The sequence below is a fragment of the Acidicapsa dinghuensis genome (assembly GCF_025685685.1).
Lineage (GTDB): Bacteria > Acidobacteriota > Terriglobia > Terriglobales > Acidobacteriaceae > Acidicapsa > Acidicapsa dinghuensis.
This window is the reverse complement of record NZ_JAGSYH010000002.1, coordinates 1020544-1044513: the sequence shown is the minus strand read 5'-3', so window position 1 is coordinate 1044513 and position 23970 is coordinate 1020544. Positions and strand designations below refer to the sequence as shown.

21 protein-coding genes are annotated in these 23970 nt (G+C 58.1%); 11 read left to right on the top strand and 10 right to left on the bottom strand.

What is annotated here, in order from left to right; translation table 11 throughout:
• Positions 1 to 4: 4 nt before the first annotated feature.
• The gene (locus OHL22_RS08000) at positions 5 to 2125 is read left to right on the top strand and encodes a beta-N-acetylhexosaminidase (RefSeq protein WP_263335203.1); all 2121 of its coding nucleotides are present in this window, start codon (positions 5 to 7) and stop codon (positions 2123 to 2125) included.
• A 192-nt stretch (positions 2126 to 2317) separates the two neighbouring features.
• On the opposite strand, the gene OHL22_RS07995 is transcribed toward OHL22_RS08000, so the two are convergent.
• Positions 2318 to 3400, bottom strand: coding sequence for an alpha/beta hydrolase (locus OHL22_RS07995; RefSeq protein WP_263335199.1), 1083 nt, complete (start codon positions 3398 to 3400; stop codon positions 2318 to 2320).
• 353 nt (positions 3401 to 3753) lie between these two features.
• Here OHL22_RS07995 and OHL22_RS07990 point away from each other — a divergent pair, with 353 nt between their 5' ends.
• On the top strand, positions 3754 to 6741 hold the full coding sequence (locus OHL22_RS07990; RefSeq protein ID WP_263335195.1) for a ligand-binding sensor domain-containing diguanylate cyclase: 2988 nt from the start codon (positions 3754 to 3756) through the stop codon (positions 6739 to 6741).
• 13 nt (positions 6742 to 6754) lie between these two features.
• Here OHL22_RS07990 and OHL22_RS07985 read toward each other — a convergent pair whose 3' ends face one another.
• Positions 6755 to 7957 carry a PP2C family protein-serine/threonine phosphatase gene (locus OHL22_RS07985; RefSeq protein WP_263335192.1) on the bottom strand — a complete coding sequence of 401 codons (1203 nt, stop codon included), beginning with the start codon at positions 7955 to 7957 and terminating at the stop codon, positions 6755 to 6757.
• A gap of 179 nt (positions 7958 to 8136) precedes the next feature.
• Here OHL22_RS07985 and OHL22_RS07980 point away from each other — a divergent pair, with 179 nt between their 5' ends.
• The 3 genes from OHL22_RS07980 (at position 8137) to OHL22_RS07970 (ending at position 10810) form a co-directional block, all read left to right on the top strand.
• Entirely contained in the window at positions 8137 to 9213 is a 1077-nt protein-coding gene (locus tag OHL22_RS07980; protein ID WP_263335189.1) for an energy transducer TonB, read from the top strand.
• Positions 9214 to 9323: 110 nt separating this feature from the next.
• A complete protein-coding gene (locus OHL22_RS07975; RefSeq protein WP_263335186.1) occupies positions 9324 to 10055 on the top strand; it encodes a cytochrome b/b6 domain-containing protein in 732 nt (243 codons plus the stop codon).
• The gene (locus tag OHL22_RS07970; RefSeq protein WP_263335183.1) at positions 10052 to 10810 is read left to right on the top strand and encodes a molybdopterin-dependent oxidoreductase; all 759 of its coding nucleotides are present in this window, start codon (positions 10052 to 10054) and stop codon (positions 10808 to 10810) included. Before OHL22_RS07975 ends, OHL22_RS07970 begins: the two co-directional genes overlap by 4 nt.
• 81 nt (positions 10811 to 10891) lie before the next feature.
• Here OHL22_RS07970 and OHL22_RS07965 read toward each other — a convergent pair whose 3' ends face one another.
• The 3 genes from OHL22_RS07965 to OHL22_RS07955 all read right to left on the bottom strand — a co-directional run bounded on the left by OHL22_RS07965 (position 10892) and on the right by OHL22_RS07955 (position 14174).
• Positions 10892 to 11341: a CBS domain-containing protein gene (locus OHL22_RS07965; RefSeq protein ID WP_263335182.1), complete on the bottom strand. Its 450-nt coding sequence runs from the start codon at positions 11339 to 11341 to the stop codon at positions 10892 to 10894.
• Positions 11342 to 11414: 73 nt separating this feature from the next.
• Positions 11415 to 12548, bottom strand: coding sequence for an acyltransferase family protein (locus tag OHL22_RS07960; RefSeq protein ID WP_263335180.1), 1134 nt, complete (start codon positions 12546 to 12548; stop codon positions 11415 to 11417).
• 99 nt (positions 12549 to 12647) lie between these two features.
• Positions 12648 to 14174, bottom strand: coding sequence for an alpha-L-fucosidase (locus OHL22_RS07955; protein WP_263335177.1), 1527 nt, complete (start codon positions 14172 to 14174; stop codon positions 12648 to 12650).
• Positions 14175 to 14372: 198 nt separating this feature from the next.
• On the opposite strand from OHL22_RS07955, the gene OHL22_RS07950 reads away from it, so the two are divergent.
• The 3 genes from OHL22_RS07950 to OHL22_RS07940 all read left to right on the top strand — a co-directional run bounded on the left by OHL22_RS07950 (position 14373) and on the right by OHL22_RS07940 (position 16910).
• Positions 14373 to 14915, top strand: a complete 543-nt coding sequence (locus OHL22_RS07950; protein ID WP_263335175.1) for a GbsR/MarR family transcriptional regulator — start codon at positions 14373 to 14375, stop codon at positions 14913 to 14915.
• Positions 14912 to 15844 (top strand): class I SAM-dependent methyltransferase, encoded by a 933-nt coding sequence (locus tag OHL22_RS07945; protein WP_263335172.1) that lies wholly within the window; start codon positions 14912 to 14914, stop codon positions 15842 to 15844. The genes OHL22_RS07950 and OHL22_RS07945 overlap by 4 nt, the downstream gene beginning before the upstream one ends.
• 187 nt (positions 15845 to 16031) lie before the next feature.
• Complete coding sequence (locus OHL22_RS07940; RefSeq protein WP_263335169.1) at positions 16032 to 16910, top strand: energy transducer TonB; 879 nt, start codon at positions 16032 to 16034, stop codon at positions 16908 to 16910.
• 58 nt (positions 16911 to 16968) lie between these two features.
• Here the strand turns inward: OHL22_RS07940 and OHL22_RS07935 are convergent, their stop codons facing one another.
• Both OHL22_RS07935 and OHL22_RS07930 read right to left on the bottom strand, forming a co-directional pair.
• A complete protein-coding gene (locus OHL22_RS07935; RefSeq protein WP_263335166.1) occupies positions 16969 to 17343 on the bottom strand; it encodes a nuclear transport factor 2 family protein in 375 nt (124 codons plus the stop codon).
• Between the two features lie 97 nt (positions 17344 to 17440).
• A complete protein-coding gene (locus OHL22_RS07930; protein WP_263335164.1) occupies positions 17441 to 18712 on the bottom strand; it encodes a tetratricopeptide repeat protein in 1272 nt (423 codons plus the stop codon).
• 178 nt (positions 18713 to 18890) lie between these two features.
• On the opposite strand from OHL22_RS07930, the gene OHL22_RS07925 reads away from it, so the two are divergent.
• Positions 18891 to 19526 (top strand): hypothetical protein, encoded by a 636-nt coding sequence (locus OHL22_RS07925; RefSeq protein WP_263335162.1) that lies wholly within the window; start codon positions 18891 to 18893, stop codon positions 19524 to 19526.
• Positions 19527 to 19565: 39 nt separating this feature from the next.
• Here the strand turns inward: OHL22_RS07925 and OHL22_RS07920 are convergent, their stop codons facing one another.
• Positions 19566 to 20348: a hypothetical protein gene (locus OHL22_RS07920; RefSeq protein WP_263335160.1), complete on the bottom strand. Its 783-nt coding sequence runs from the start codon at positions 20346 to 20348 to the stop codon at positions 19566 to 19568.
• Between the two features lie 124 nt (positions 20349 to 20472).
• On the opposite strand from OHL22_RS07920, the gene OHL22_RS07915 reads away from it, so the two are divergent.
• Complete coding sequence (locus OHL22_RS07915) at positions 20473 to 21201, top strand: response regulator (protein WP_263335157.1); 729 nt, start codon at positions 20473 to 20475, stop codon at positions 21199 to 21201.
• Entirely contained in the window at positions 21198 to 22607 is a 1410-nt protein-coding gene (locus OHL22_RS07910; protein ID WP_263335154.1) for a sensor histidine kinase, read from the top strand. The genes OHL22_RS07915 and OHL22_RS07910 overlap by 4 nt, the downstream gene beginning before the upstream one ends.
• 51 nt (positions 22608 to 22658) lie before the next feature.
• Here OHL22_RS07910 and OHL22_RS07905 read toward each other — a convergent pair whose 3' ends face one another.
• Both OHL22_RS07905 and OHL22_RS07900 read right to left on the bottom strand, forming a co-directional pair.
• Positions 22659 to 23429, bottom strand: a complete 771-nt coding sequence (locus tag OHL22_RS07905; protein ID WP_263335150.1) for a hypothetical protein — start codon at positions 23427 to 23429, stop codon at positions 22659 to 22661.
• Positions 23430 to 23453: 24 nt separating this feature from the next.
• The gene (locus OHL22_RS07900) at positions 23454 to 23888 is read right to left on the bottom strand and encodes a hypothetical protein (RefSeq protein WP_263335147.1); all 435 of its coding nucleotides are present in this window, start codon (positions 23886 to 23888) and stop codon (positions 23454 to 23456) included.
• Positions 23889 to 23970: the final 82 nt, after the last annotated feature.

The window sequence follows — 23970 nt, the reverse complement described above, 5'->3', positions numbered from 1 at the left end:
TGCGATGGTGCGGGGCGTCGGGGTACGCGGCATGAGCCGCATTGCGGGAGCGATTTGTAGTGGAGCGGGATTAGCCGCGTTAGCGCTGCTGACGCCGGGAATGACGGCGCAGGCGCAGAGCAATGTGCATCTGCTGCCGCAGCCGCGCGAAGTAAAGCTCAGTGGTCAGGTGGAGATTTCCGGTGGTGTTCATGCAGTTGCGCCGGGACATAATGCCGAGGACGAGTTTGCTGCGAAGGATCTGGATGATGCGGCGGGTGAGCACACGGCGCGGACCTATACCGTTGTGCTGTTGCGCGCGACCTCAGCAGAGGGCAAGGCTGCGCTGAAAGACCACGATCTTACGCTGACGCCGGAGATGGCGGACGAAGGATATGTGCTGATTGTCGGCGAGAAGCGCGCTGAGATTGTGGCGGAGTCTGGGGCGGGCATCTTCTACGGTGTGCAGACCTTTAAGCAGTTGCTGCCGCTGGAGGGTGAAAAAAAGGCGATTCCGACGGGCACGATTCGCGACTGGCCGGCGATGCCGCATCGGGCGATTGACGACGATCTTTCGCGGGGGCCTTTTCCGACGCTGAAGTTTCAGGAGCACCAGGTTGAGGTGATTGCATCGTTCAAGGCGAATATCTATGCGCCGTATTTCGAGCACACGCTGCAGTATCCGAATGAGCCGCTGGCTGCGCCGCCGGGGTCGGCAATGACGCCGGATGACGTGGCGGAGCTGGTGAAGTTCGCGGCGAAGTATCACGTGACGATATTGCCGGAGCAGGAGGCGTTTGGGCATCTGCACCACGTGCTGAAGTACGACATTTATTCCGATGTGGCGGAGACGCCGCATGGGAATGTGCTGGCTCCGGGACAGCCGGGTAGCCTGCCGCTGGTGAAGGACTGGTTTACGCAGATTGCGAAGGAGTTCCCTTCTCCGTATGTGCATTTGGGCGCGGATGAGACTTCGGATCTTGGACGCGGGCGCACAAAGGATGCAGTCAAGCAGCAGGGTTATGGGCCGGTGTATGTGGGGTTCATGAAGCAGATTCACGATGCGCTGGAGCCTCTGAACAAGAAGCTGCTTTTCTGGGGCGATATTTCGTGGTCCGATCCCAAGGCTGTGCCGGGGTTGCCGAAGGACATGATCGCGGTGCCGTGGGAGTATGGCAAGACCAAGGGCTTCGAGAAGATGATCAAGCCGTTTACCGACGCGGGGATGGAAGTGTGGGTTGCGCCGGGCGATGCGAACTGGAATGAGGTGTATCCGGACGCGAATGTTTTCTTTGGCAATATTCAGGGATTCATTCGCGAGGGGCAGCAGATGGGCGCGAAGGGCGTGTACATCACGGTTTGGAACGATGATGGCGAAGGGCTCTTCAACGAAGACTGGTATGGTGTGTTGTTTGGCGCTACGGCTGCATGGCAGCAGGGTGAGAGCAGCATTCCGGCATACCAGGCTGCATATGGCACGGTCTTTCATGGAGACACGAGCGGCAAGATCGATCAGGCTGAGCAGGAGCTGATGCAGGCGCATCAGACGCTGGGCAAGGCAAAGACGAATATGAACAGCGATGAGCTGTTCTGGCTTGATCCGTGGAGCGGTCGCGGACAGGCGGTGGGCGCGAAGCTGCAGCCGTATGTGGAAGAGCTGAGGTTGCATGCGGAGAAGGCAATTGTGCTGATCGAACAGGCGCGGGCCGAGAATAAGCATCTGAAAGAGCCGGAAGCGCTGGATGCGATGGATCTGGGCGCGCGGCGGCTGGACCTGATCGGCATGAAGTGGGAGCTGACGCAGCAGATGGTGAGCGACTATCGCCGTGCCGTATCGATGCAGTATGACAAGACGCAGCGCGATGAGGCGTATGGGCTGATGTATGAGATCAGCAGCAATAATGGGCTGATTCAGGATCTGCGCGATGCGTATTCTGCGACGAAGAATGAGTTCAAGCAGGTGTGGCTGAGCGAGAACCGGCCTTATTGGCTGGACAACGTGACGGTGCGCTATGACCTGGCGACGCAGATGTGGCAGGAGCGGGGATGGAAGTTCTCAGACGAGACGATTCACGCGATGGATCAGAAGAAGGATCTGCCTTCGCTGCGGGATCTGGGGTATGTGGAGCAAGGAACGCATCCATAGTTGACGGCGAGCCGGAAGCTGCCGTCGGGCTGCTGACAAAGTTTAGTGGGAGTAGAAATACATCCCTCGGCGGCTAAAGCCGTATTCATTCCAGACTGCTTAACGGGACGGATAAATCCGTGCCCTTTCAAAACCGAGGTTTGTCATCGATCTGTGCCGGGGATAAATCCCCGGCCTACTTTTTTGTCTGGCTCATTTTGAGAGGTGTTTCAGGAAGAAGTTGGCCATGGCGTGGTTGGCTTCGAGGGCTTCGGGGAGTTTGGTGCTGTACCAGAAGGCATGCGGGAGGGCGTCGTAGACGAGGAGCTGAGCGTCGTCGCCGGCGTTGTAGAAGGCGCGCTGGAGATTGACGGTGCCGCTGAGGAGCAGGTCGCGGCCGCTGGTGACGAAGAGCGTTGGCGGCATGCCGTGCAGGTCTGAGTAGATGGGCGAGAGGATGGGATCGGCGGGGTCGGTTTTGCCGGTGTAGTAGGGGTCGTGATGGCCGGACTCGTCGGGCAGGTCGAGATGGCCGGAAAGGCCTTTGAGCGCATACATGGCGGTGGAGTCGCCATCGCGGGCGAAGTCTCCCATGCCGGAGAAGACGCCGAAGGCGGCGGGCATGGGCAGGGCGAGGTGCTTGATCTGGGCGGCGACTTCGGCGGTGAGGATGGCTCCGGCGGAGGTGCCGTAGATGACGATGTGGTCGGGTTTGTAGGTCTTGAGCAGCTCTTTGTAGACGGCGATGGAGTCATCTAGGGCGGCTGGGAATGGGTATTCCGGCGCGAGGCGGTAGAGGACGGCGACGCACTTGATCCTGGTCATGCCGGCCGTGGGGATGGATTCGGTGTAGGAGCCGGAATCGGAGTTGAAGCCGCCGCCGTGGAGATTGAGCAGGACTTTGTCTTTATTGCTGTCGGGCATGCCGTCGGGCACGACCAGACGGACGGGGACGCCGGCGATTTTGTCTTCAGTGATTTTGGCGGGGTAGAGCTGGAGCCACTGATCGCGGGCGGTGACGGCCCAGGCGTCGGTGGCGGAGCGGCGGTGCTCGAGGGATTCGGGCGGGCCTGCGTCGGGAACCGGCTCGGAGAGCCAAAACTGCGATTGACGGCTTAAATCTTTGGGAACAGGGATGATGCGGGTGACGTGGGCGCGGCCGTCGGAATCGATGAAGCTGGAGTCGCGCTGGGCTGCGTTGGCTGCGGTGGTGGGCTGGGGCGCGGACTGCTGGGCGAAGAGCGGAATACTGGCGGTTGCGGCAGAGAGCAGGAAGGCAAGAACGATGCGGCGCATAATGGGCTCCGGAGTGATTTTGGGATGCGCTTGCTGGTCGTGGGTCGGACGGGACAACGATAGCAGAACGAGGCGAGTAGACCGTGAACGGCGAGAGTGGGCCTGTGGTTAGCACCTTCCGGGGCGGGTGATACCGAAATGACGGACCATAGTTTTTTGTGTCTGCGACCAAAGTGGAAGCAGAAATTCACAAGAAGGCCGATAAGATAAGGGATACCTCTTTCTGACGAGACATGATTGCGCAAGCCCCATCGGGACGGGAGAGGTGTGGCACTCATCGAGCCGGGTCTAATGCACAGGAGATGATGACCGGAGAGCACGCAATCCCGCTTCGCAGGATGCTATGCGCAGTTATGCTACTGTGCGGCATTCTGTCTGGGACGCGCGCAAGGGCGCTCGATCCGCATCGTGCGATCACCCAATATATTGAGAACTCCTGGAATTCAGAGTCGGGGCTTCCGCAGAACTCAGTGCATGCGGTGGCACAGACGGCAAATGGCTATGTCTGGCTGGGAACCGAAGAGGGCCTGACGCGCTTTGATGGCGTAGCTTTCAAGACATATAACCACGGAGATTTTCCGGGGCTTCCCTCGGATTTCATACAGGCACTGGAAGCCGGCAAAGATGGCGTGCTGTGGGTGGGTACAGACAGCGGCCTGGCGATGGTTCGTCCAAGAGCGGACGGAGGCGCCAGCGATAACCCGAAAACGATTGCGCGTATTGATGCACTGACGGGCAAGAACGTAACGGCACTCCGGATGGACGCAGGCGTGTTGTGGGTTGGCACGACGCAGGGGCTTTTTCGCATCGAGAACGGAGAAGTGCGCACGTGGCTGAGGCCAGAGTCTCTGGACAAGGTCGAGGTTCATGCGCTCGCGCGGGATGGAAGCGGCACTATCTGGGCGGCCACGGCCAGCGGACTGTTCGCCATTCGAGGCGGTGAAATAGAGGCGCGGTGGACGGCGCAAAACGGGCTGCCGAACGATTCGGTGGCAAGCGTCGCGGCGGCGCGGGATGGCTCGATCTGGGCTGGATTTCCGGTTGGCGGGCTGGTGAAGATCGCAGATGGGCATTTGATCAAGCCGGATGTAAAGCTGCCGGCAAAGACGGTGCTTGGGCTGCTCTCAGACCGCGACGGCAATCTGTGGATGGCGCTGGACCGGCAGGGGATTGGAAGGCTCTCGAATGGGCGGCTGGAATTGCAGGATACAGCGCATGGATTCCCCAGCGAACGTTGCACCAAGGCCATTTTTGAGGATCGCGAAGGCGACCTGTGGTTCGGGCTGGTGGATGGGGGCGTGGCGCAACTGCGGGACGACAAGCTTGCAGTTTTCGGTAAGCCGGAGGGACTGAGCGGCGATTATATCGGCAACGTTCTTGAGGCGAAGGACGGGACGATGTGGTTTGGCGCAGATAGTAATGGGCTGAATCATCTGCTGCCAGACGGTCATGTCGAGATCTGGAACCAGAGCAAGGGATTGCCGGCCGATGCGGTGTATTCGCTACTGCAGACCCGGGATGGCGCGATGTGGGTGGGGTATCGCAGCGGAGAGCTGGCGCGGATTTTCGACGGCAAAGTGAAGCTGTACAGCGACCCGACGGTGAAAGAAGTTTCACTGAACGCCCTGTTTGAGGATCGCGATGGGCGCATGTGGGTGGGGTACTGGGGGAAAGGTCTGGCGGAGCTTGCGAGTGGCCAGTTCCGGCATGTGGACGGAGCCACACGGGTCTCGCAGATAACGCAGTCGCCGGATGGCGCGATGTGGGTAGCGACGGACGGCAATGGCGTGGAGCGCTACCGGAATGGCCAGATGACGCGCTTTTATACGAAAAACGGATTGCCCAGCAACCACGCGCTGGCCCTTTATGCCGACCCCGACGGTGATCTGTGGGTCGGAGCGGGGAGTGGCGGGTTGAGCCGGATTCGAGGCGACCAGGTGGTTTCGTGGACACGCTACCAGGGGCTGCGGCAGACCACGATCGGATCGATTGTAGAAGACAACCTGGGCTATCTATGGTTTGGAACCGATGACGGAATCTTCCAGATCTCGAAGGCAGATTTGAATCGCTCCGCGGGTGATCCGAGGATGAAAGTCGATCCGCAGATGTATGGCCTGTCGGATGGACTGCGGACGCGGGAGACGCTGTATGGCAGCTCGCCGTGCGTGTGGAAGGGACGCGACGGACGGCTTTGGTTCGCAACGATCCACGGCGCAGCGGTTGTGAACCCCGCAGACATGCGGATGGACAGCATTCTGCCGAAGGCATGGATTGAGCGGGTGCTCTTTGATTCGCATGCTGTGGACTTTACCAATGGAATCCAGCTTGGGCCTGGCTCGGGGAACCTGGAGATTTCGTTTGCCGCACCCAGTTTTTATGCGGGGCAGCAGGTGAGTTATCGATACAGGCTGGTAGGGTTCGACTCGGCCTGGGTGGATGCGGGACGGCGACGGACAGCCTGGTACACGAACCTGCCGGCGGGCCGCTACCGGTTTGAAGTGATGGCCGAGAACAGTGACGAGTTGTGGAGCAAGAGTGGATCGTCACTGGAGTTTTCGGTGGCGCCACCGTTGACGGGTACGCCGCTGGCGTATGGGCTGTACGTCATTGTTGTCGTGCTGGCGGGATGGGGATTTGTGGCTTTGCGCACGCGTGTGCTGGTGCGGCGGCAGTATGAGCTGGCGCGCATGGTGGAAGAGCGGACGCAGCAGCTCGAAAAAGAAAAGGCTGCGCTGGAGGCGGCGCGACGCGAGTTGCAGATACAGGCTACGCACGATTCGCTGACGGGGATTGCCAACCGGGGAGCGATTCTGGAGCATCTGGAGCGTGAGCTGTCTCGTGCTGTGCGCGACCGGTCTCCGTTGGGCGTCGTGCTGATAGATTTGGACCACTTCAAGAATGTCAACGACGAGCATGGGCATCTGTGTGGTGACGCGGTGCTGAAGGAGAGCGCGGCTCGTCTGCGCGCCAGCCTGCGTGGGTACGATATGGTGGGACGCTATGGCGGCGAAGAATTCCTATTGCTTTTTCCTGGATGGGAGGCGGCTACGGGTGCAGGCCGGATCGAAGACCTGCTGCACACAATCAGTGGGCGAGCGTTGCAGACGAAGGAAGCGGAAATCCTTCTGACGTGCAGCATTGGAGTGGCGAACTTTTTGCCGGAGCGCGATGCGCACGATGCTACTGAAATACTGCGGCGCGCCGATGCCGAGCTGTACGCGGCGAAGAATGCGGGACGCAACCGGGCGAGCTTTGAGATGCGGGCTTCGGTGCGGTCGAAGAAGCTGACGGTGATGGAGGCGCCTGCATCGGATGGAAGCAAGGATGTGAGGCGCGGATAAGCGCTCGTCCGGGCTACTCTTGCAGCAAGCGTTGAATTGTAACGACGGTGATGTCGTCGGCTTGACCGAAGTCGATGGCAGTTTGCGCTATAGCAGCAGCCGGCTTCATCGAGATGGCGCGGGTGCGGTCGAAGCCATAGAGTTCGCCGGTTGCGGTTTGCGCTTCCACGACTCCATCGGAGACAAAGGTGAGCCTGCTGCCCGGATAAAGCTGCATTGTGATGTTCTCGTACTGCCCGGCGTTGGGAATGCCGAGAGGCAATGCGCCGGGAAGGTTGAGATCGCCGCCGTCAAGATAAGGTGACAGGTGGCCGGCGTTGGCGATGGTGATGGCTCCGTCGGGGGTGATGCGCGCGGCGACGGCAGTCGAAAAGCCGCCGGAGGCGCGGCCGAGCAGGCGGTCATGCAGCTTGCGCAGGATGATAACTGGATCGGTTGTGTCTTCGGCGATGGAGCGGATGGAGCCGACTAGCATGGAGACCAGCATCGCGGCGGGAAGGCCTTTGCCAGCGACATCGCCGAAGACGATCAGAAGACCGCCGGAAGCGGGAAGGATCTGGAAAAAATCGCCGCCGACTTCGCGGGCCGGTTTGTAGATGGAGTCGATGGTGAAGCCGGGAAAGGATTCGCCGTGTTCGGGAAGCATGACCTGCTGGATCTCGCGCGCAGCAGCCATTTCCGCTTCCAGAACGGCCATCTCCATGCGGGCGCGGGCGTAGCGGCGGCCTTCGCTGACGGAGACCCAGACGAAGCCTGTGTACCCCAGGGACACGGCAATGATGATGGCGGTGGCGTCGAGAGAGAGGCGCGAGTGAAGCTGCGCGATTTCTGCAATGCCTATGGGCAAATGCTGCGGAAGGTCATGGTAATGCGAACCGAGCAGCCACGCGACGAGGTATTGGACAGCAAAGATGGGGATGACGGCTTTCCAGGATTTGCGGCGGAGCGTTGTGCCTGCGATGGCGTAGAAGATGGCGAAGATGCCGGAGGTCAGCACGCTGCCGACGAATCTGGGGATAGGCTCGCGGCCCATGCCGGTAATGTCGCCGGCGAACCCGATGCAGGTGAAGACAAAGAAGACCGCAGCGAGGAAGACAATGATGGTGGAGCGTGGGATGTTCTTCCAGACATTGATGCTGCCTTCGGGGAGTGGTCCGCTGGTGTGGCGTATCCGGTCAGACTGCGAACGTTTTTTGAGATCGGATGAGGAACGCAATGGTCACGCTCTTCGAAATAGCGGAATCTCTGGCGGCCGGTCGCGTCATCGCTCAGGGCTTGTGGGGATTGTAATGCTTTGCGTGGAATGCAGGAACGTTCCGTAATGCAAAGTTGAAGCACAGGCTTGTTACGTCACACGCTCTTTTGTAGCACTTGCGTAATTCCTGGAGATTCACGTTGCGTGTTAATCTGACGGAAACTATGCATAGAGTATTGGTAACAGTGCTTCTGACTTTGCTGTCGTCAAATTGCCTGGCGCAGGCTCAGTCTTCGAATCAGTCGACATTGCCTCAAGATCCTGCAGAGATCATGGCTGCCGCCGGGCTTCTTTATTCGCCGAAGCTAAAGCCCTGGCATGTGAAAGTAAGTTATCAGCTCTACGATGACAAAGGTAAGCTGATCTCGCCTGGGAGTTACGACTACTGGTGGGCCTCACCCGATACGTATAGAAGTACCTGGAAGCGCGGGGATATGAGTTTTTCGGAATGGCATGTTGCGGGTAAGTATCATTACCTCCACGAAGGAGGTCACATCACAGTGTTTGAGCGAAAATTGTCGTCGGATTTGGTATCGCCGCTGCCGAGCACAGCTGAACTCGATCCGGAGAAGGTTCGATTGCAAAAGACAGAGGAGGCATTCGGTAAGGTAAAGCTGCCCTGTGTGACGGTGATCAGAAACACGTTTTTACATGACCAGTCACAAGTTATTCCGATGGGGCTGTTTCCGACATACTGTTTTGACCCCGCCTATCCGATGTTGCGAGCCTATTTTGCTTTCGGCGCGACATCGGTGGCTTATAACAAGATCGCTCGCATTCAAGGAATGTATCTTGCTCAGGAGATCGATATCTATGAGGGCAAGAGGATCTACCTGAAGGCGTCGGTGGATTCAGTCAACGCAATCAGCGCCACAGCGGAAGAGCTGACTCCAACCAAGGACGCTAAGCCGAATACAACGCCGAACCGCGTGCCAGTGAGCAGCGGACTAGCCACAGGGTTACTCGTTAGAGAAATCAAGCCAGTGTATCCGCAGGATGCGAAAAGTGCGCGCGTGCAGGGAACAGTGAGATTGCGTGCGGTCATAGGGGAAGATGGGCGCGTGCACGACTTGAGCCCGATCGATGGGCCCTCTGCGTCGTTGATTGCCGCGGCGATGATCGCCGTGTCGCAGTGGCAGTACAGGCCCTATATGTTGAATGGTGCACCGGTGGAAGTGGAGACGACGGTAAATGTTGTCTATCAATTAGGGCTTTGATGGAGTGGAAACGCTGACGGGTCAGGATTGGCTGTGAGTCCGATTACACCGAACGCGACCCGAGGCGCTATTTTCCGCGTTTCGAACAGGGGTTGTGCTATGCTCCGCTCGTGCCAGCAACAGTAACTGAGACGACAACGACGGCTCCGCGCCACACTCTGGTAGTGCGGGTGACGCACTGGCTAACGGTGGTGGCGTTCGTGGCGTTGCTGACTACTGGGCTTGAAATTGTGGTGTCGCATCCGCGGTTTTATCTGGGTGAAGAGGGCAATGTGAATGTGAAGCCACTCTTCACGATACCGATTCCTTCTTCGCGCGATACGGTGCCGACGGGCTACGGCTATGTGATGCCGGACCAAAATGGATGGAGCCGGTATCTTCACTTTGAAGCGGCATGGGGGGCGGTGCTAACCGGTCTTGTATATGCAATCGCAGGCCTATGGGACGGGCACTTCAGACGCGATCTTGTGCCGGAGAAGAAAGACCGCAACTGGGGCGCATACTGGGGCGGAATTACGAAGTATCTGCGGCGCGAGAAGCCGGACGCGAATGAGACGCGATCGTATAACGTAATGCAGCGGACGGCTTATCTTGGCGTTGTATTTGTCGTGTTTCCGCTGATGATCTGGACCGGGCTTGCGATGTCGCCGTCATTTGCGGGGGCGTTTCCGTTGACGGTGATTCTGCTTGGCGGACGGCAGACGGCGCGTACGCTGCACTTCTTTCTCACGTGGGTGCTGGTGCTGTTTGTTGTGGTGCATGTGGTGATGGTGTCGGTGTCTGGGTTCTGGGGGAGAATGCGTGCTATGACGATTGGCAGCCGCAAGGGAAAGGGAGTATGAGCGGGATATCGCGGCGCAAGCTGATGATGGGTGGTGCAGCGGCGGTTGCCGGCTTGTCTGGCCTTGCTGTTGCGGACCGGGTGGCGCGGCGGTACGGGCTGATTCCTCCTGATGCGCGAGGCCGCTACGGGCCGGGTGAGGCGCTGACCTACGCGGCGCAGCGGCTGCTGATGCGTCACTCGCAGGCGATGGAGTTCTCGCGTGGGATGATTTCGAAGACACCGTTTATGAATGAGGTTGCGCCGCTGGGCAAGGAGTTTCTGGCGCATCAGGCTCTTGGTTTCCGCGACTGGACGCTGAAGATTGACGGGATGGTGGCGCGGCCGATGATGCTGTCGCTGGCGGATGTAAAGGCGATGGGGACGCGCAGCCAGATTACGGAAGTGGCCTGCGAAGAGGGCTGGTCGTATATCGCGGAGTGGATCGGCACGCCACTCTCGATGGTGTTGCAGGAGGTGGGTGTGCTGCCGCAGGCGCAGTATGTGGTGTATCGCTCCATCCAGCCGAACTGGTGGGAGAGTGTGGATATGGCCGACGCATGGCATTCGCAGACACTGCTGACCTGGGGCATGAATGACGGCGATCTGCCGGTGGGCTTTGGCGGCCCGCTGCGGTTGCGGATTCCGCGGCAGCTTGGCTACAAGAGCGTGAAGTACCTCACCAGTATTACTGTCACCGACTCCATGAAGAAATTCGGCAGAGGACGGGGCTCGGCTACGGCCGAGGCTGGATATGCGTGGTTCGCGGGGATTTGATGCGCAGCACAAGCTCACACCCGTCGCAGGCTGGGTGGTTGGTGGTCAGGTGACTGAATACGAAGCGGCTTAATAGCCCACTTAATATGCAGGAGTGCCGGCGATGTAGCTTTCCAGGTGCCGGATGGTCTCCTGCTGCGCGGTGATGACCCATTTCACGAGATCGCCGATTGAGACCATGCCGACGATCCTGCCGCTTTCCATCACCGGCAAATGACGAATGCGCTTCTCGGTGATGATGCGCATGCATTCCTCGATGGTCTGCGAGGGGCTAACGCTAACAACCGGGGAGCTCATGATATCGGTGACAGTGGTGTCTTTCGATGATCTGCCCATGAGGATGACCTTACGGGCGTAGTCCCTTTCGGAAACGATGCCAAGCAGGTTTCGCCCGTCGAGGATGGGTAGAGCGCCCACCTCTTTTTCCGCCATCATGGTGATGGCGTCGTAGACAGATGCTGCTGGATCGAGCGACCACACCTGTCCGCCTTTTTTGCCAATCAGAGAGCCGATGGTGCCTGTCAGTTCCATAGGGGCCGCATCATAGCTCCGATGCAAAAAGAACGTCAACGGCTTATTGAACACCGCTGATTGACCGGGTGGCCTAGTCTCGCGACGGAACGAAGGTGAATCGACGCTTAAGCCGGAGGAAGGGACGCTCATAGAACCGGTAGGAGAGATGGGCTAAAAGTACAGTCGCGCAGAAGGCAATGAAGGTTCCTACTCCTCCGTACCATTCGGAGAGATGGAGAAATGAGCTGAAGTGCTGGAGCTGCGCTCTCCACGTATGAAAGGTGAGGGTGTATATCAGCTCATGAAAGAGATAGAGGCCATAGGAGATGCGTCCGAGATAAACAATCGGTTCAGGCAGATAACGGCGGGGCGTTCCAAGCAGGCTGAGAAAGAACAGGATTGTTCCGGCGAGTACAAGCGCCCATCCCAAAGGCGCCAGTAGCACCGTGGAGCTGGGGGTATCGGCCTGCACGCCGAGATACACGGACGCAACAAAGAGGCAGGTAATGCCTGCGAAAATGCCGAGTATGCGACCGGCGATGCTCCATCGAGGCGTGCGGCCTTTGAGGGCCAGCGAGAGCAGCGTTCCAGCAGAGAAGAACTGGAACTCGACAAAACTGTTTGTCCACTGACTGCTGAAGCCGTGAAATCCCTTCGAGGCGTACCAGGTCACCATTGCATAGGAAACAGCCATCAGCGTGAATGAGATGATCTTCAGGCCTATGCGGCGACCGTATAGGGCAATCAGTGGAATGGCGATATAGAACTGCTCTTCGACAGAGATGCTCCACATCGGGTTTACGGGGAAAGCGGGAATCCAGCCGTGAAGGCAGATGTACCAGTTGCCCGCGAACAATGTGAAGGCCAGCCACGAAAGAGGGTCAGGAGGACCAGTGTGGGGAATGAAATGCATGAGGAGAACGAGACCATAGAAGACGGCGAAGTACAGCGGCCAGATTCTCAGGATGCGGCGCATGTAGAACGAGCGGATATGAATCGTTCCGAGGCGATCCTCCTCGCGCATCAGCAACTCAGTGATAAGAAATGCGCTGAGCAGAAAGAAGACGGGAACGCCAAAGTTACCAAGCAGGCAGATGTTGTAGAGCCAGAAGTGCTGAGCCGGATCGATAGGCAGGTGATCCATGCGGTGAACTGTAAAGACGCTGAGAAAGGCGAGGAAACGCAAGGCGTCCAGCTCTGGGCGGTAGTAGCGATCGAGGCTCATTCGGTGCACGTTTCCGAGAAAAGGATCTTTTTGCAGACGAGTACTGCGACGCTTCGATCCCGAGGTTGACGGGATCGAAACGATTGCCAAGCAGCGGTTTTACAACGTGAACTGGAGCGTCCACACGGACTGCGCAAGCAGGTTGTCCGGCAGTATAGGCAGTGTTACGGTTGCGCCGTCTCCGGTGGTCTTGAACTTGAGCGGCTCTGAGTAGCCGAGCAGGTGTGCTGCTTTTATACCTGGGGTGTCTTTGAGGTGGAAGGAAGAGCCGGGCCAGTTGGGCAGGATGGCGTAGAGAGTGTTGTCCTTTGCGGTGAAGAGCGCTTCGAGCGGAGCTTCGCCAGTTTTGGGTTGCGAGGCCAGCTTGGCTACATCGTAGGTGCCACTGAACTCATCGTTGTAATGCGTCGATGGAACCTGGCCTGTGCCCCACTGCCGCGTAGTCTTCGACATCTTTGTACCGTAGATGGCGTCACCGTTGATTTGCAGCCAGCTTCCGATTTCTCTTAGCCGCTCTTCCATCAGCAATGGGATCGTCCCATCCGCAGCGGGCCCGATATCGAGCAGCAGATTGCCGCCGCGGCTCACGATGTCGGAGAGCATCAGGACGAGCTCTTTGCCGGTGTGATGGCCGGAGAGCTTTTCAGCGCGATTGAGGCCGTAGCTCACGCCCATGCCGCGATTCTCTTCCCATGGATGCTCCGAGCCGCTCATGCCTGAGGTGTATTCGGTGGTCCAGTAGCCGCCGTGCTTGTGACGAGTCTCCTTGCCCCAGCGGTCGTTGATGACGACTTCGTCTTTCACCGGAGACTCGTTGAACAGCCATGCCATCAGCTCCGCGGTGTGCCAGTCGGAGGAAGGCATTTCCCATTCGCCGTCGCTGAAGATGATGGCGGGCTGATAGCGCGTGACGAGTTCTTTGAATTGCGGGAACATGTGTTCGCGGACATAGCGCTGTTTGTCATAGAGCCACATCGGGTTGTACCACTCGTAGAGCGAGTAGTAGCAGCCCATGCGCAGATTCTTCTTACGGCCTGCATCCATGAGCTCGCCAAAGAGGTCGCGCTTGGGGCCGATCTCGACTGCGTTCCATGGGCGTCCCCACGTTGCTGTCGCTTCTTTGCTCGGCCACAGCGTGAAGCCTTCATGATGCTTCGAGGTCAGCGCTACGTAGCGCGCGCCGGAAGCGGAGAGGATGTCGGCCCACTGATCGGGATCGTAGAGCTCGGCGCGAAAGTGCGGGGCGAAATCCTGATAGGGAAAATCGGCGCCATACCACTTCTTGTGAAACTCCCATGTGCCCTTTTCAAGCGCGCCAGCTTTGGGGTTGTCGCGGCCCTCGGTCATCTGGTGCCAGTACCACTCGGCGTAGGCGAGCTGGCCCGGAATGACAGGCGCATAAGCGGGGACGGAGTAGACGCCCCAGTGAATGAAGATGCCGAATTTGTCGTGCGTAAACCATGCGGGCACGGGGCGGCTATCGACTGATTCCCAGATTGGCTGGTAGGTCTGGCTATCGAAGCCGCGGGCGATGGAGGGTACTGAGGCGGCGAGCCCAGTGGCTCCGGCGAGCTTGAGAAAATTGCGTCGGTCCAGCATGCGATCGTTCAGCCTGGGAATGGTCAAGGATCTGCTCCTATGCGACTGTTTCAGCAGTAGAAACGTAAATTTTATTCAATGAAATTTCCAGAAGCGAACTATAAAGTGCGCTGCGGGAGGCGCGCAAGCATTTTTCGTCAGATCGCGGTGCTGCCAGGAAATTCTATACTGTTATTTCTGTAATTTCTGTTTATACTGAAATTACAGAAAGTAGAGGAGGATGGTATGGCGCTGTCGAAGGTTGGCCGTGAATTTGTGCTGCACTGGGGAGAAATGGGGAGCCGGTGGGGTGTAAACCGCACCGTGGCGCAGGTGCATGCGCTGCTGTACCTGGCGGCCGAGCCGATGACCGCGGAGGAGATTGCAGATGCATTATCGGTGGCGCGATCGAATGTGAGCACAAGCCTGAAGGAGTTGCAGAACTGGGAACTGGTGCAGGCCACGCAGAGGATGGGAGATCGAAGGGATTTCTTTTCGACGTCGCATGACGTATGGGAATTATTTTTGACGGTCGTGCAACAGCGTGTAGGGCGCGAGATTGAGCCGACAATCGCTGCACTGGACCGGCTGGCTATTGAAGCGCGCAAGGAGAAAGACACGCTCATGACGTCGCGCGTCGGAGATATGCTCGCGTTCCTCAAGGAAACACACGGATGGTACGAGCAAATAAAGGGGCTGCCCACATCTACGTTGCGCAACCTGATGAGTGTAGGAGCAGGTATCACGCAGTGGCTTCCAAAGCAGCGTAAGGCGAAGGGGGAGCGATGATTGCAACGCAGGTAGAGGAGTCTCGCAATCTTGCCGTATGCGGACGCGCCGTAGAGCTACCGGCCCCGGTCAAACCTGAGATTGGCCTGGAAGAGTATTACAGCGAAGCGGGGCCTGATTACGCGGCGTGGAGCAACGAATTCAACATGCACTTTGGGTTCTATCGTGTGGGCATGAATCCGTTCGCACGCGAGGCGATGCTTGAACAGATGAATGTTGAGGTGTTGGCGCGACTTGATGTGGATGCAAATTCAACGCCTGAGATCCTCGATCTGGGGTGTGGACTTGGTGCAACGCTGCGTAGCTTTTCGCGGAGGCTGCCGCAGGCAGTATTGCACGGGCTCACGCGCGTTCCATGGCAGGTAACGCAGGCGGAGGAATTAAACGCCCTCGCTGGATGTGGTGATCGTATTCGCGTGATGCAAGGAAACTACGAAGATTGTGCATTGCCAGATGAAAGCTATGACGCCGTTTATGCACTTGAAAGCAGCTGTCATGCTACGGGTGCGGACAAGCATCTGCTGTTAGCCGAGGCGCACCGACTGCTGCGGCCAAATGGACGGTTGGTAGTCGCCGATGGGTTTTTGGGGCACAGGCGATTTGCCAATGAATGGCAGCGCAGAATCTACCGCAGACTTTGCGAGTGCTGGGTAATCCGCGAGCTGGCGCAGCTTGATGTGTTCACCGAAAGGATGGAAGCATTGGGATTTACTGACATCCGCGTTGAACATTTGCAGATGCGTGTGGCGTCGTCGGTCGCGCACGTGCCGTGGGTAACGATGAAGTTTCTGCTCACAGATGTGGTCTTTGGAGAGAGAAAGATGACGCGGGCACGCTGGAATAATGTGTTGGCTCCGGTATTGCTGCCGCTGGTCAGTGCTCCACTGGGACCGATGACCTATTGCATGATTTCGGCGAGAAAAGCATAGTTCGTCAGCGATATAAAGGCTGCGAAAAGTCGGGACCACGATAGGCTCATCTTTTGCGTAAATTTGCGGATAACGGCCGCATCCCCACCGCGTCTATGCGTTGTCAACGCTCGAGCATAAGTCAGATCACGAATCATGCAGTTGTTCAATGAGGCTCATGTATGAGCCCTGCAAGAGAGGTGTCGCTATGCTACGGCAATCGTCCAACAATGCATGCAGTGCGGGCTATCGAGGATTTGGCACGCTCGAAGATCTTTGCGTTGAGAAGCGCACGAGCCCATGGGCTGTTGGCACCGCGACGCTGGTGAATGGAGGCCTGATTGCGCTTTTGCTGCTGAACGGGATCAGGCCGCATGCTTTCGTTCATCCATATGGGCGTTCTCTCGATTCGATAGAGACACAGGATCAGGCGATCTATGCGCCTTTGCTGACACAGGGCGCGATGAGCGGCGGTGGGGGTGGCGGAGCGCATGACCTGATCGCGCCGCGAGAGGGCAATCCGCCGAAATTCGAGCGTGCGCCGTTGATACCACCTGTGATTCCGTCGATCACGAAGCCGCTGCTGGCGATTGAGAATGCAATAGCCGCGCCGCCGGAGGTGAAGCTGCCGGAGAATCCGGCGCTGATGACGGTGGGCGTGCAGCGCTCGGTGAATGTGACGCTGGACTCGAATGGTCCGGGCAAGCGCGCGGGTATTGGTACTGGCATCTATGGCGGAGATGGTCCCGGGGATGGTCCAGGTTACGGGCCTGGGAAGGATGGCGGTATTGGAGGGGATGTTTATTCGCCGGGTGGCGACGTCTCCGCGCCGACACTGGTGGTTGCTCCTGAAGCAGAGTTCTCAGACGAAGCGCGGCGCAACAAGTATGAGGGCATCTGCGTGGTTGGGCTGATTGTGGATGCGCAGGGCAATCCGCGCAATCTGCAGGTGCTGCGGCATCTGGGCATGGGACTGGATGAAAAGGCGCTGGATGCCGTGGCGCGATATAAGTTCAAGCCTGCAAAGAAGAACGGCAGGCCTGTGGCGGTGCGGATTCAGGTGTATGTGAACTTCAGGATGTTTTGAGAACGACGAGTGTGAAGTGTGAGTGTGAGAGCAGTCGCGACGCTTTGCAGAGAGATGTCTACTTGTCGTAGTTGGCCCAGACGTGGGTGATCTTGCCTTCGGCGTTAAGGCGTAGTACTTCTGCTGTTTTGTTGCCGCGCACGTTGTTGCGGTAGAAGAGGACGATGGTTTCGACACCGAAGAGAGTCTCGATGAGGTCGAAGCGAAGATCGGGGTAGGCGTCCAGGCCTTTCGCGAAATAGGCGCGCAGGGCGGATTTGCCGCGAACGGCGCTGTCGCCGGTTAGCTTGAGGGCTACTGGAGAGATCAGGGTGATGTCGTCACTGTAGTGAGTGAGGATGCGTTCGAGGTCGTGGGTGTTCCAGGAGTCGATCCACTCGCTGGCGAGGTGTTCGGCGAAAGACGGCTGGATGGGGATGAGGGTTTCAGACATAAGCGAAGTCACTCCGTGTGAGTCTCAGAATAGATGGCTGAAATGGTGAAGTGGTCTGCTGGGACTTATTGACCGTACGACCACTCAAATACATCTGTCAGTGAGACTCAGACGAAGGATTGTGTGATGGTCGCCGGCCGATGGAACTAAGCAGATCCTGCGCAGGTTCGGAACCGCTGCGAATGGCTTCGCGAAGCCAGTATTCGGCGACCATGCGGTTCTGAGGAACGCCGTTACGTCCGAAGAGAGCGTACTTGTCCAGGATGAATCGCGGGGCACGGCCGCGAGTGTTTCGAACATCGCGATAGAGTGCAAGGGCTCGCTGATATGTGTGTTCGTTTGTTGCAGCGGCTTTCTCAAGATTGAAAGCTTCGCGGAGTTTAACGTCGGGATCGTCCTGATCCATGGCTGCGAGGACGGCTGGGGTCACATTGCGAAGTGGATCGTCGGCAGTGTAGTACGCGCCGCATTGTTCACGGGTAGCAATGAGGTTATCGTAAGCTGTTTGCACACTGTCGAGCTGAAGCGCACTCATATTTTCGATGAAAGCCTTTAGTAATCGGCTTTCGCCGCCGCCTTCGCCTTGCGCGATTCTCTCCCAGGCAATGTAGTCGTATCCCGAAAAATCTTTGGTCTTTCCCTCGTTGAGAGCCTCGATGTAGTAGTGCAGGGCAAGATCAACGTCGTAGGCGGCAGCGCGTTTGAGGTAATACAGCCGCATCGTTTGATCTTCAGGGAGATCCTCTTCACCGATGTCATATTCAACAGAGATCTGGTACTCCTTTTGGCCCAGGAGCTCTTGTGCAATCATGCGCGCCCATTCAAGATCCTGAGCCCTAGCGGCGGGCGTGTCGCCAGCGCTGTAGATACCGTCGATGACGAAGTTGCCCAGCTCCATCTCAGAGCGTTTTACTTCGGTCTGATGCTTGCGGATAAGGTCGAGGTAGATGGTCGTAGCCTTTGAATAGTATTTGGCCGCCATCGAGTGATCGGCTTCTGCCTCAGCTTTGTAAAGTTCGGCGAGCTCGAAGAAGTCGAAAGGGCGGCCTGCGGCAATGAACCATTTCGCTGCGGCCTCGATATCCTTCGGGAAGCCCTTGCCGCTTGCATACATCTGAGCGACGTGAGTTTTCTTGTCTGGTGTATTAGCGCCAATCTCAAACCAATGCTCGGCGAGGGCGAAATCCAGCGGAACTCCGTTGCCGTGCAGATAGCAATTGGCGAGATTCCAGGCGGCTTCTGTGTCGCCCTTCGATGCCAGAGCCTTTTGGGACTTTGCGTACTCTTCAGGAGGTGGAGGGCCAACCCATTGCCCGCAGCCGCATGCTGCCAAGACCAATGCGAACAAAGCATGAGGCAAAGACTTCATGGGGTTCAATGTAACATCCGACTGATTCGATATTGTCTTTGACTCAGTGGCGGGATGATCGTCATATCTGGTTTCCACATCCTCGCCGAAGTCTCAATAAGAGCAATCAAATGCAGTTGCCGGTCCGAAGCCAAATTAATCTTTGAACTTTCGCTGGAGGTTCTGCGTAGGGTCGGATATGAAGGCGGATGAGTTGCGTGAATGGCGCGGGGTTGGGTGGTGGAACGCGCTGATGCTGTTGGTTTGGCTGGTGGCTGCAGTGACGGTCTTTGTGCCGTTTGCGCGCGACACATCGGCGCTGGATGCGGTGACGCTGCATGTGCCGGGGAATCAGGGCAACTGGTGGCATGTGCTGGTGGGCGTGCCGCTCTTTCTGGCGTTTCCCATGCTCTGGCTGCGGCTGCGAGCGCTGTCTGCAAAGCAATTGCCTACGCGGGTGGGGCGAAGAGTGTTGTGGGTGGTGATTGGGCTTTCGCTGGTGGGAACGGTGCTGGTGGAGCTGCCGTTTCTGCGACATCTTGCTGGTACAAGCGAGTGGCAGAGGCTGGTGGTGCTTGGGTTGGGGCTGGGCATTGCGCTGGTGTGCACGGCGATGCTGTGGGTCAAGCGTCGCTCCATTGCGCCAATGCAGCTCTGCATCGCGGGCATCGAAACAGCTTATCTGGCAAATGCGGCTCTGTGTCTGGTGGTGTATGCAGAGGCGATGGGACCGGTGTGGTCGCGGCTGGGATGGCTGGTGACGATGGGAACTGTCTGGCCTATGGCTTTGGATTTGGTGACGATCTTTACGCAGTCTTTCCGAGCCGAATCATAACGGTTTGATGGAGCAGCCTGAATCGGCTCGGCTGTAGTGCTACTTTGTCTCGTTGACCTGCAGCAGCGCGGTGCTGCCCGCGTATAGCTTCAGCGAGTGACCGCGGGTGGCCAGCGTAAAGGTGCCGCTGCCGTCGCTGCCGGTTTGAGGCATGTAGTCGTCCGCGAAACCGTAAACACCGCAGGCATCGGGCGAGAAGATACTCACGGACTGCTCGGTCTCGGTTCCGCTGCACGAGCCGGATGGAATGAGCCGCGCGAAGAGTCCATGTTTGCGGTTGTAGGCGATGGCGTCCCCGTCTTCCGAGAGGATGGTCTTGTCGAGCGGTGAATAGCTGAGGCCGCCGATGAGGGTGATGGTTCCAAGGTGATCGGTCTCGTCGATGCCGTGCGCGTAGGTCGCGTCTTTCGAGTCGAGTGCATTGGCGATGGCGCGTACGGAGAGATTGACGGGGATGGCTGTGCCGCCGGTTTCGAGCTTGTCGAAATGGATTGAAAGCGTCGAGGACTGTTGATGTGCGTAGGGAGTGGTATCGAAACGGAATGCTTCGGAGGAGACGATGTGCCCTGTCAACAGGCTGCCCCTGGCGATGCTTTGACCGCCGGGAAGAACGATTTCCTGCATGGTTTTTGCTGTGATGGCGTCGCCCGTCTTCGCGTGTTTCGTGTCAATCGAATGTTCAAAGCGCACTGGAATTGCTGTCGAAGCTGGAATTGCGGCAGCGGACGCCGCGACGGCCTGGGACTGAATGCCAGCCACGCTGAAGAGCAGCGATCCAAAGCCAGCGGCGAATGCTTTAACCATGATGCGGTTGCTGATCATGATGGTTCCTCCGTGATCTGACCTTCTGATCTGACCACGGAGCTGCCTTAAGCAATTCTGAAGTTTGCCTTATCTCTTGGTTCAGGAATGCCAGCGGTTCGCAGACTGGATTAAAGTTTGAAGGATGAGTGCATCAGACGACTGGCCCGAAGAAGTACTGCGGATCCTGATCATTGAGGATGAGCGTAAGCTCGCCGAAGCGATCGCGGAAGGGTTGCGGGGCAATGGATATGAGGCGATCGTGACGCACTCGGGGGAAGCGGGCATGCGGCGGATGCGCGAGGCCGCGTTTGACCTGGTGCTGCTGGATATTATGTTGCCGCAGCAAGGTGGGTTGGAGACGATGCGCGAGATGCGACGCAGCGGATACCGAATGCCGGTGCTGGTGCTGACGTCTCGTGGATCAGTGGATGATCGCGTACGCGGGCTTGACGCAGGCGCGGATGATTACCTCATCAAGCCATTTGCGTTTCCAGAACTGCTAGCGCGCATACGGGCGTTGCAGCGTAGAGCGAAGCCTACAACGGCGTCAGTGCTGCAATTGGCGGATCTGCGCATGGATGTAAGCGGCCGCATGGCGACGCGTGGGAATGTAGCGATTGAGCTGACGGGGCGCGAGTTTGATCTGCTGGAATATCTGCTGCTGCATGGCGGAACGGTGGTTTCGCGCGAGATGGTGGCGCGCGATGTATGGAAGACGACGGTGCGTTATACGTCGCTGGATAATGTGATCGACGTACACATTGCGCGGATTCGCAAGAAGCTCGATGATCCATTTCCGGTGAAGCTGCTGCACACGGTGCGAGGCCTGGGTTTTGTGCTGCGCAAGGCGGAGGAGAAGGAGTGCGGTTGAGGCCGAGATATATTCGCGGCCGGCTGACGCTGTGGTATGCCGGCATCTTCGGCATTGTGCTGGCGATTTATATCTGCGGGGCATGCGGGTTGCAGTACTGGCAGCTCAACGATCAGCTTCATCACGCGGAGATTGAAGATCTGGAAACGGTAGAAGGGCTGTTGTACTTTACGCCCGATGGCCGGCTTCATCTGCGTGAGGATTATCACAGCCATCCGCAGTCAAGGTTGCTGCTGGACCGCTACATGGAGGTGCTGAGCCCGCAAGGAGATGTGCTGCTTCGCAATGAGCGATTGGGTGCGATGAGCCTGGGAGGCGCGATTGCTCAGCAGGAAGGCAATGTCGGCTATGCGCCGCGACGGTGGCGGCTTGAGGATGGCACGCCGGTGCTGGCGATCAGCCATATTCACATTCTCGACGGAAAGCCGCTGCTGATTCGCCTGGCCTACAGCACCGAGCCGCTACGGACGAGGCTTCTGGAGTTTTTGGGACTACTGATACTGGCGATGCCGATAGCGCTTATAGCCGCGGCATTTGCGGGATATCGCGTGGCAGGCAAGGCGCTCAATCCTCTGGAAGAGATGGCGCGACGCACCGAACAAATCACTGCGCGCAGGTTGAATGAGCGCATAGTCGTGGAGAATCCCGATGATGAGTTCGGGCACATGGCGCGAGTGTTGAATGGATTGCTGGCGCGGCTTGGTGAATCCTTTGAAAAGCTGCAGCACTTTACGTCCGATGTATCGCACGAGCTGCGGACACCGCTGGCCTCGATACGTAGCGTGGGCGAGGTGGGATTGCAGGAGGAGCACAGTGCGGAGCGGTATCGCGACATCATCGGCAGCATGCTTGAGGAGGTGGCGCGGCTTACGGGGATGATCGATACTCTGCTGACGATTGCGCAGGCAGACTCGGGTGAGGTGGACCTGCACCGCACAACTTTTGTGTTTGCGGAGCTGGTGCAGGAGTCGGTGACGGTGGTGAGTGTGCTGGCCGAGGACAAGAAGCAGAATATTTTGGTCACAGGTGAGAGTGAGCTGGAGATCTCGGCGGATCGCGGATTTCTGCGCATGGCTGTCATCAACCTGCTCGACAATGCAGTGAAGTATTCGCCGCCTGAGAGCACGATTCGCGTGACGTTGCGCGACCACAAAGATACGGAAGGCACTGCCGAGTCTGTGGCCGTTGCGATTGAGGACGAAGGGCCGGGGATTCCGGAAGATAAACGTGAGCGTGTCTTTGATCGCTTCTACCGTGTCGATGAAGGACGCACGCGGGATGTGGGTGGCGCGGGGCTTGGGCTTGCGATTGCGAAGTGGGCCGTGGAGGCGCATGGCGGCACGATCACGCTGAAGCCGCGCGCGCCGCGCGGGGCCATTTTTTCGGTGGAGATTCCAGTGCGATGATGCAGCGTGGCCGGCCTGGAGGCCGTTCCACGCTGCGTTGTTAAGAACGTTTCAATGCATATGTGAAACTGCAGGGGCTGGTGTGCTGAGGTGTTCGGTTGTGGTGGCATGTTGCTGACGAAGCTGCCAGAGGCTGAGGATGTGAAGGACAAGTGAGAGCGGAACGACGAAGATTGGAATCATCACCAGCGGCCAGGTGCTGATCAGTGTATTCGGGTGATCGAAGGCGAAGCGTTGCAGCGGGCTGGGCGAGGATAGAAATCCGATGGTCAGCGCTGTGGTGAGGTCGAGGATGCCGAGTGCGTTCCACAGGTACGCGACTCGCCGCGCGGACGGATGGCCGGTTACAAGCAGCCGTGCGGAGACGATGGCGAGCAGACCGACGGATATATCTCCGATGCCCGCGGTGAGGCCGAAGAGAACGGGAAGCTGGCCGCGCACGGTGTAGAGAAGAAAGATCAGGCCGTTGACGCGATACATCTGCACCGCAATGAGAGCGGCTGCAGGGAGCGCCGCGACTGCTTTACGGGTTGTGTTGCGCAGCGCGTACCAGATGCCGAGGCTAACGCCCAGCAAGACTGCGATCGGAAGCACTGGAATCGTGGGCTTGCTGGGCGTCGCGAAAAAGCCGCGCGCGCCGAGAATCGTAAATGCCAGATACCAGATGACAAGAATCGCGGCTGTTGTGCTCCACGACTGGAGGCGGGTGGATGCGTTGACCTGGGCGCGTTTGAGCCCGAGCCAGAGAGCCCAGAGGGTAGCCGAAATCACCAGCAGGCCGGTGATGACGCCGTAGATGGCGAGTGCTGTGTTGGTGGACATACGTGTTGTCTCCTGTGCGGCGCCCTAATGGGCGTGGTCGGTGGCGGACGGAGTATTCAAAAGAAGGCGAAGCGGCATGAGCGGGCCGACGGGGATGTATTCGTGATCCATGAAGCCGGTTTTGGAGAGTGGAAGGCTGTCGATGAGGGAGTGGGCCTCGGCAACGTCTTTGGTATCGACGAGGATAATGACGCCGCGTCCATCACCGCGTGAGTACCATTCGCGGATTTTGCCATCGAGATAAAGCTGCGTGGTGGCGCGAATCTCAGCGGGAAGGACGGCCATGATCTGTTCGCGGTTGACGCCGGATTTGGCGGTGATGAAGACGAGGACGCCGGTGACGGTGGGTGCGGTGGGCTGGGTCTGAGCCGATGCTGGGGTGGTCATGGCGATTACTCCTGAGAGGGTGAGTGTTATGGCCAGAAGCAGGCTGCGCAGGCTGTTGGTGGCAATGTTCATGGATAAGCTCCTGAGTAAAGTTTTTGGAGGCCCGTGGACTGCCTTGGCTATGAGAGCATAGTCGTAATCTAATAGGTGCAAA

Excerpts from the sequence above, each read along its gene's own strand:
- OHL22_RS07970 (WP_263335183.1), top strand. The coding sequence starts at position 10,052 with ATGAGCGGGATATCGCGGCGCAAGCTGATGATGGGTGGTGCAGCGGCG.
- OHL22_RS07925 (WP_263335162.1), top strand. The coding sequence starts at position 18,891 with ATGAAGGCGGATGAGTTGCGTGAATGGCGCGGGGTTGGGTGGTGGAAC.
- OHL22_RS07900 (WP_263335147.1), bottom strand. The coding sequence starts at position 23,888 with ATGAACATTGCCACCAACAGCCTGCGCAGCCTGCTTCTGGCCATAACA.
- OHL22_RS07930 (WP_263335164.1), bottom strand. The coding sequence starts at position 18,712 with ATGAAGTCTTTGCCTCATGCTTTGTTCGCATTGGTCTTGGCAGCATGC.
- OHL22_RS07965 (WP_263335182.1), bottom strand. The coding sequence starts at position 11,341 with ATGGAACTGACAGGCACCATCGGCTCTCTGATTGGCAAAAAAGGCGGA.
- OHL22_RS07950 (WP_263335175.1), top strand. The coding sequence starts at position 14,373 with ATGGCGCTGTCGAAGGTTGGCCGTGAATTTGTGCTGCACTGGGGAGAA.
- OHL22_RS08000 (WP_263335203.1), top strand. The coding sequence starts at position 5 with ATGGTGCGGGGCGTCGGGGTACGCGGCATGAGCCGCATTGCGGGAGCG.
- OHL22_RS07915 (WP_263335157.1), top strand. The coding sequence starts at position 20,473 with ATGAGTGCATCAGACGACTGGCCCGAAGAAGTACTGCGGATCCTGATC.
- OHL22_RS07945 (WP_263335172.1), top strand. The coding sequence starts at position 14,912 with ATGATTGCAACGCAGGTAGAGGAGTCTCGCAATCTTGCCGTATGCGGA.
- OHL22_RS07995 (WP_263335199.1), bottom strand. The coding sequence starts at position 3,400 with ATGCGCCGCATCGTTCTTGCCTTCCTGCTCTCTGCCGCAACCGCCAGT.
- OHL22_RS07990 (WP_263335195.1), top strand. The coding sequence starts at position 3,754 with ATGCTACTGTGCGGCATTCTGTCTGGGACGCGCGCAAGGGCGCTCGAT.
- OHL22_RS07935 (WP_263335166.1), bottom strand. The coding sequence starts at position 17,343 with ATGTCTGAAACCCTCATCCCCATCCAGCCGTCTTTCGCCGAACACCTC.
- OHL22_RS07920 (WP_263335160.1), bottom strand. The coding sequence starts at position 20,348 with ATGATCAGCAACCGCATCATGGTTAAAGCATTCGCCGCTGGCTTTGGA.
- OHL22_RS07940 (WP_263335169.1), top strand. The coding sequence starts at position 16,032 with ATGCTACGGCAATCGTCCAACAATGCATGCAGTGCGGGCTATCGAGGA.
- OHL22_RS07960 (WP_263335180.1), bottom strand. The coding sequence starts at position 12,548 with ATGAGCCTCGATCGCTACTACCGCCCAGAGCTGGACGCCTTGCGTTTC.
- OHL22_RS07905 (WP_263335150.1), bottom strand. The coding sequence starts at position 23,429 with ATGTCCACCAACACAGCACTCGCCATCTACGGCGTCATCACCGGCCTG.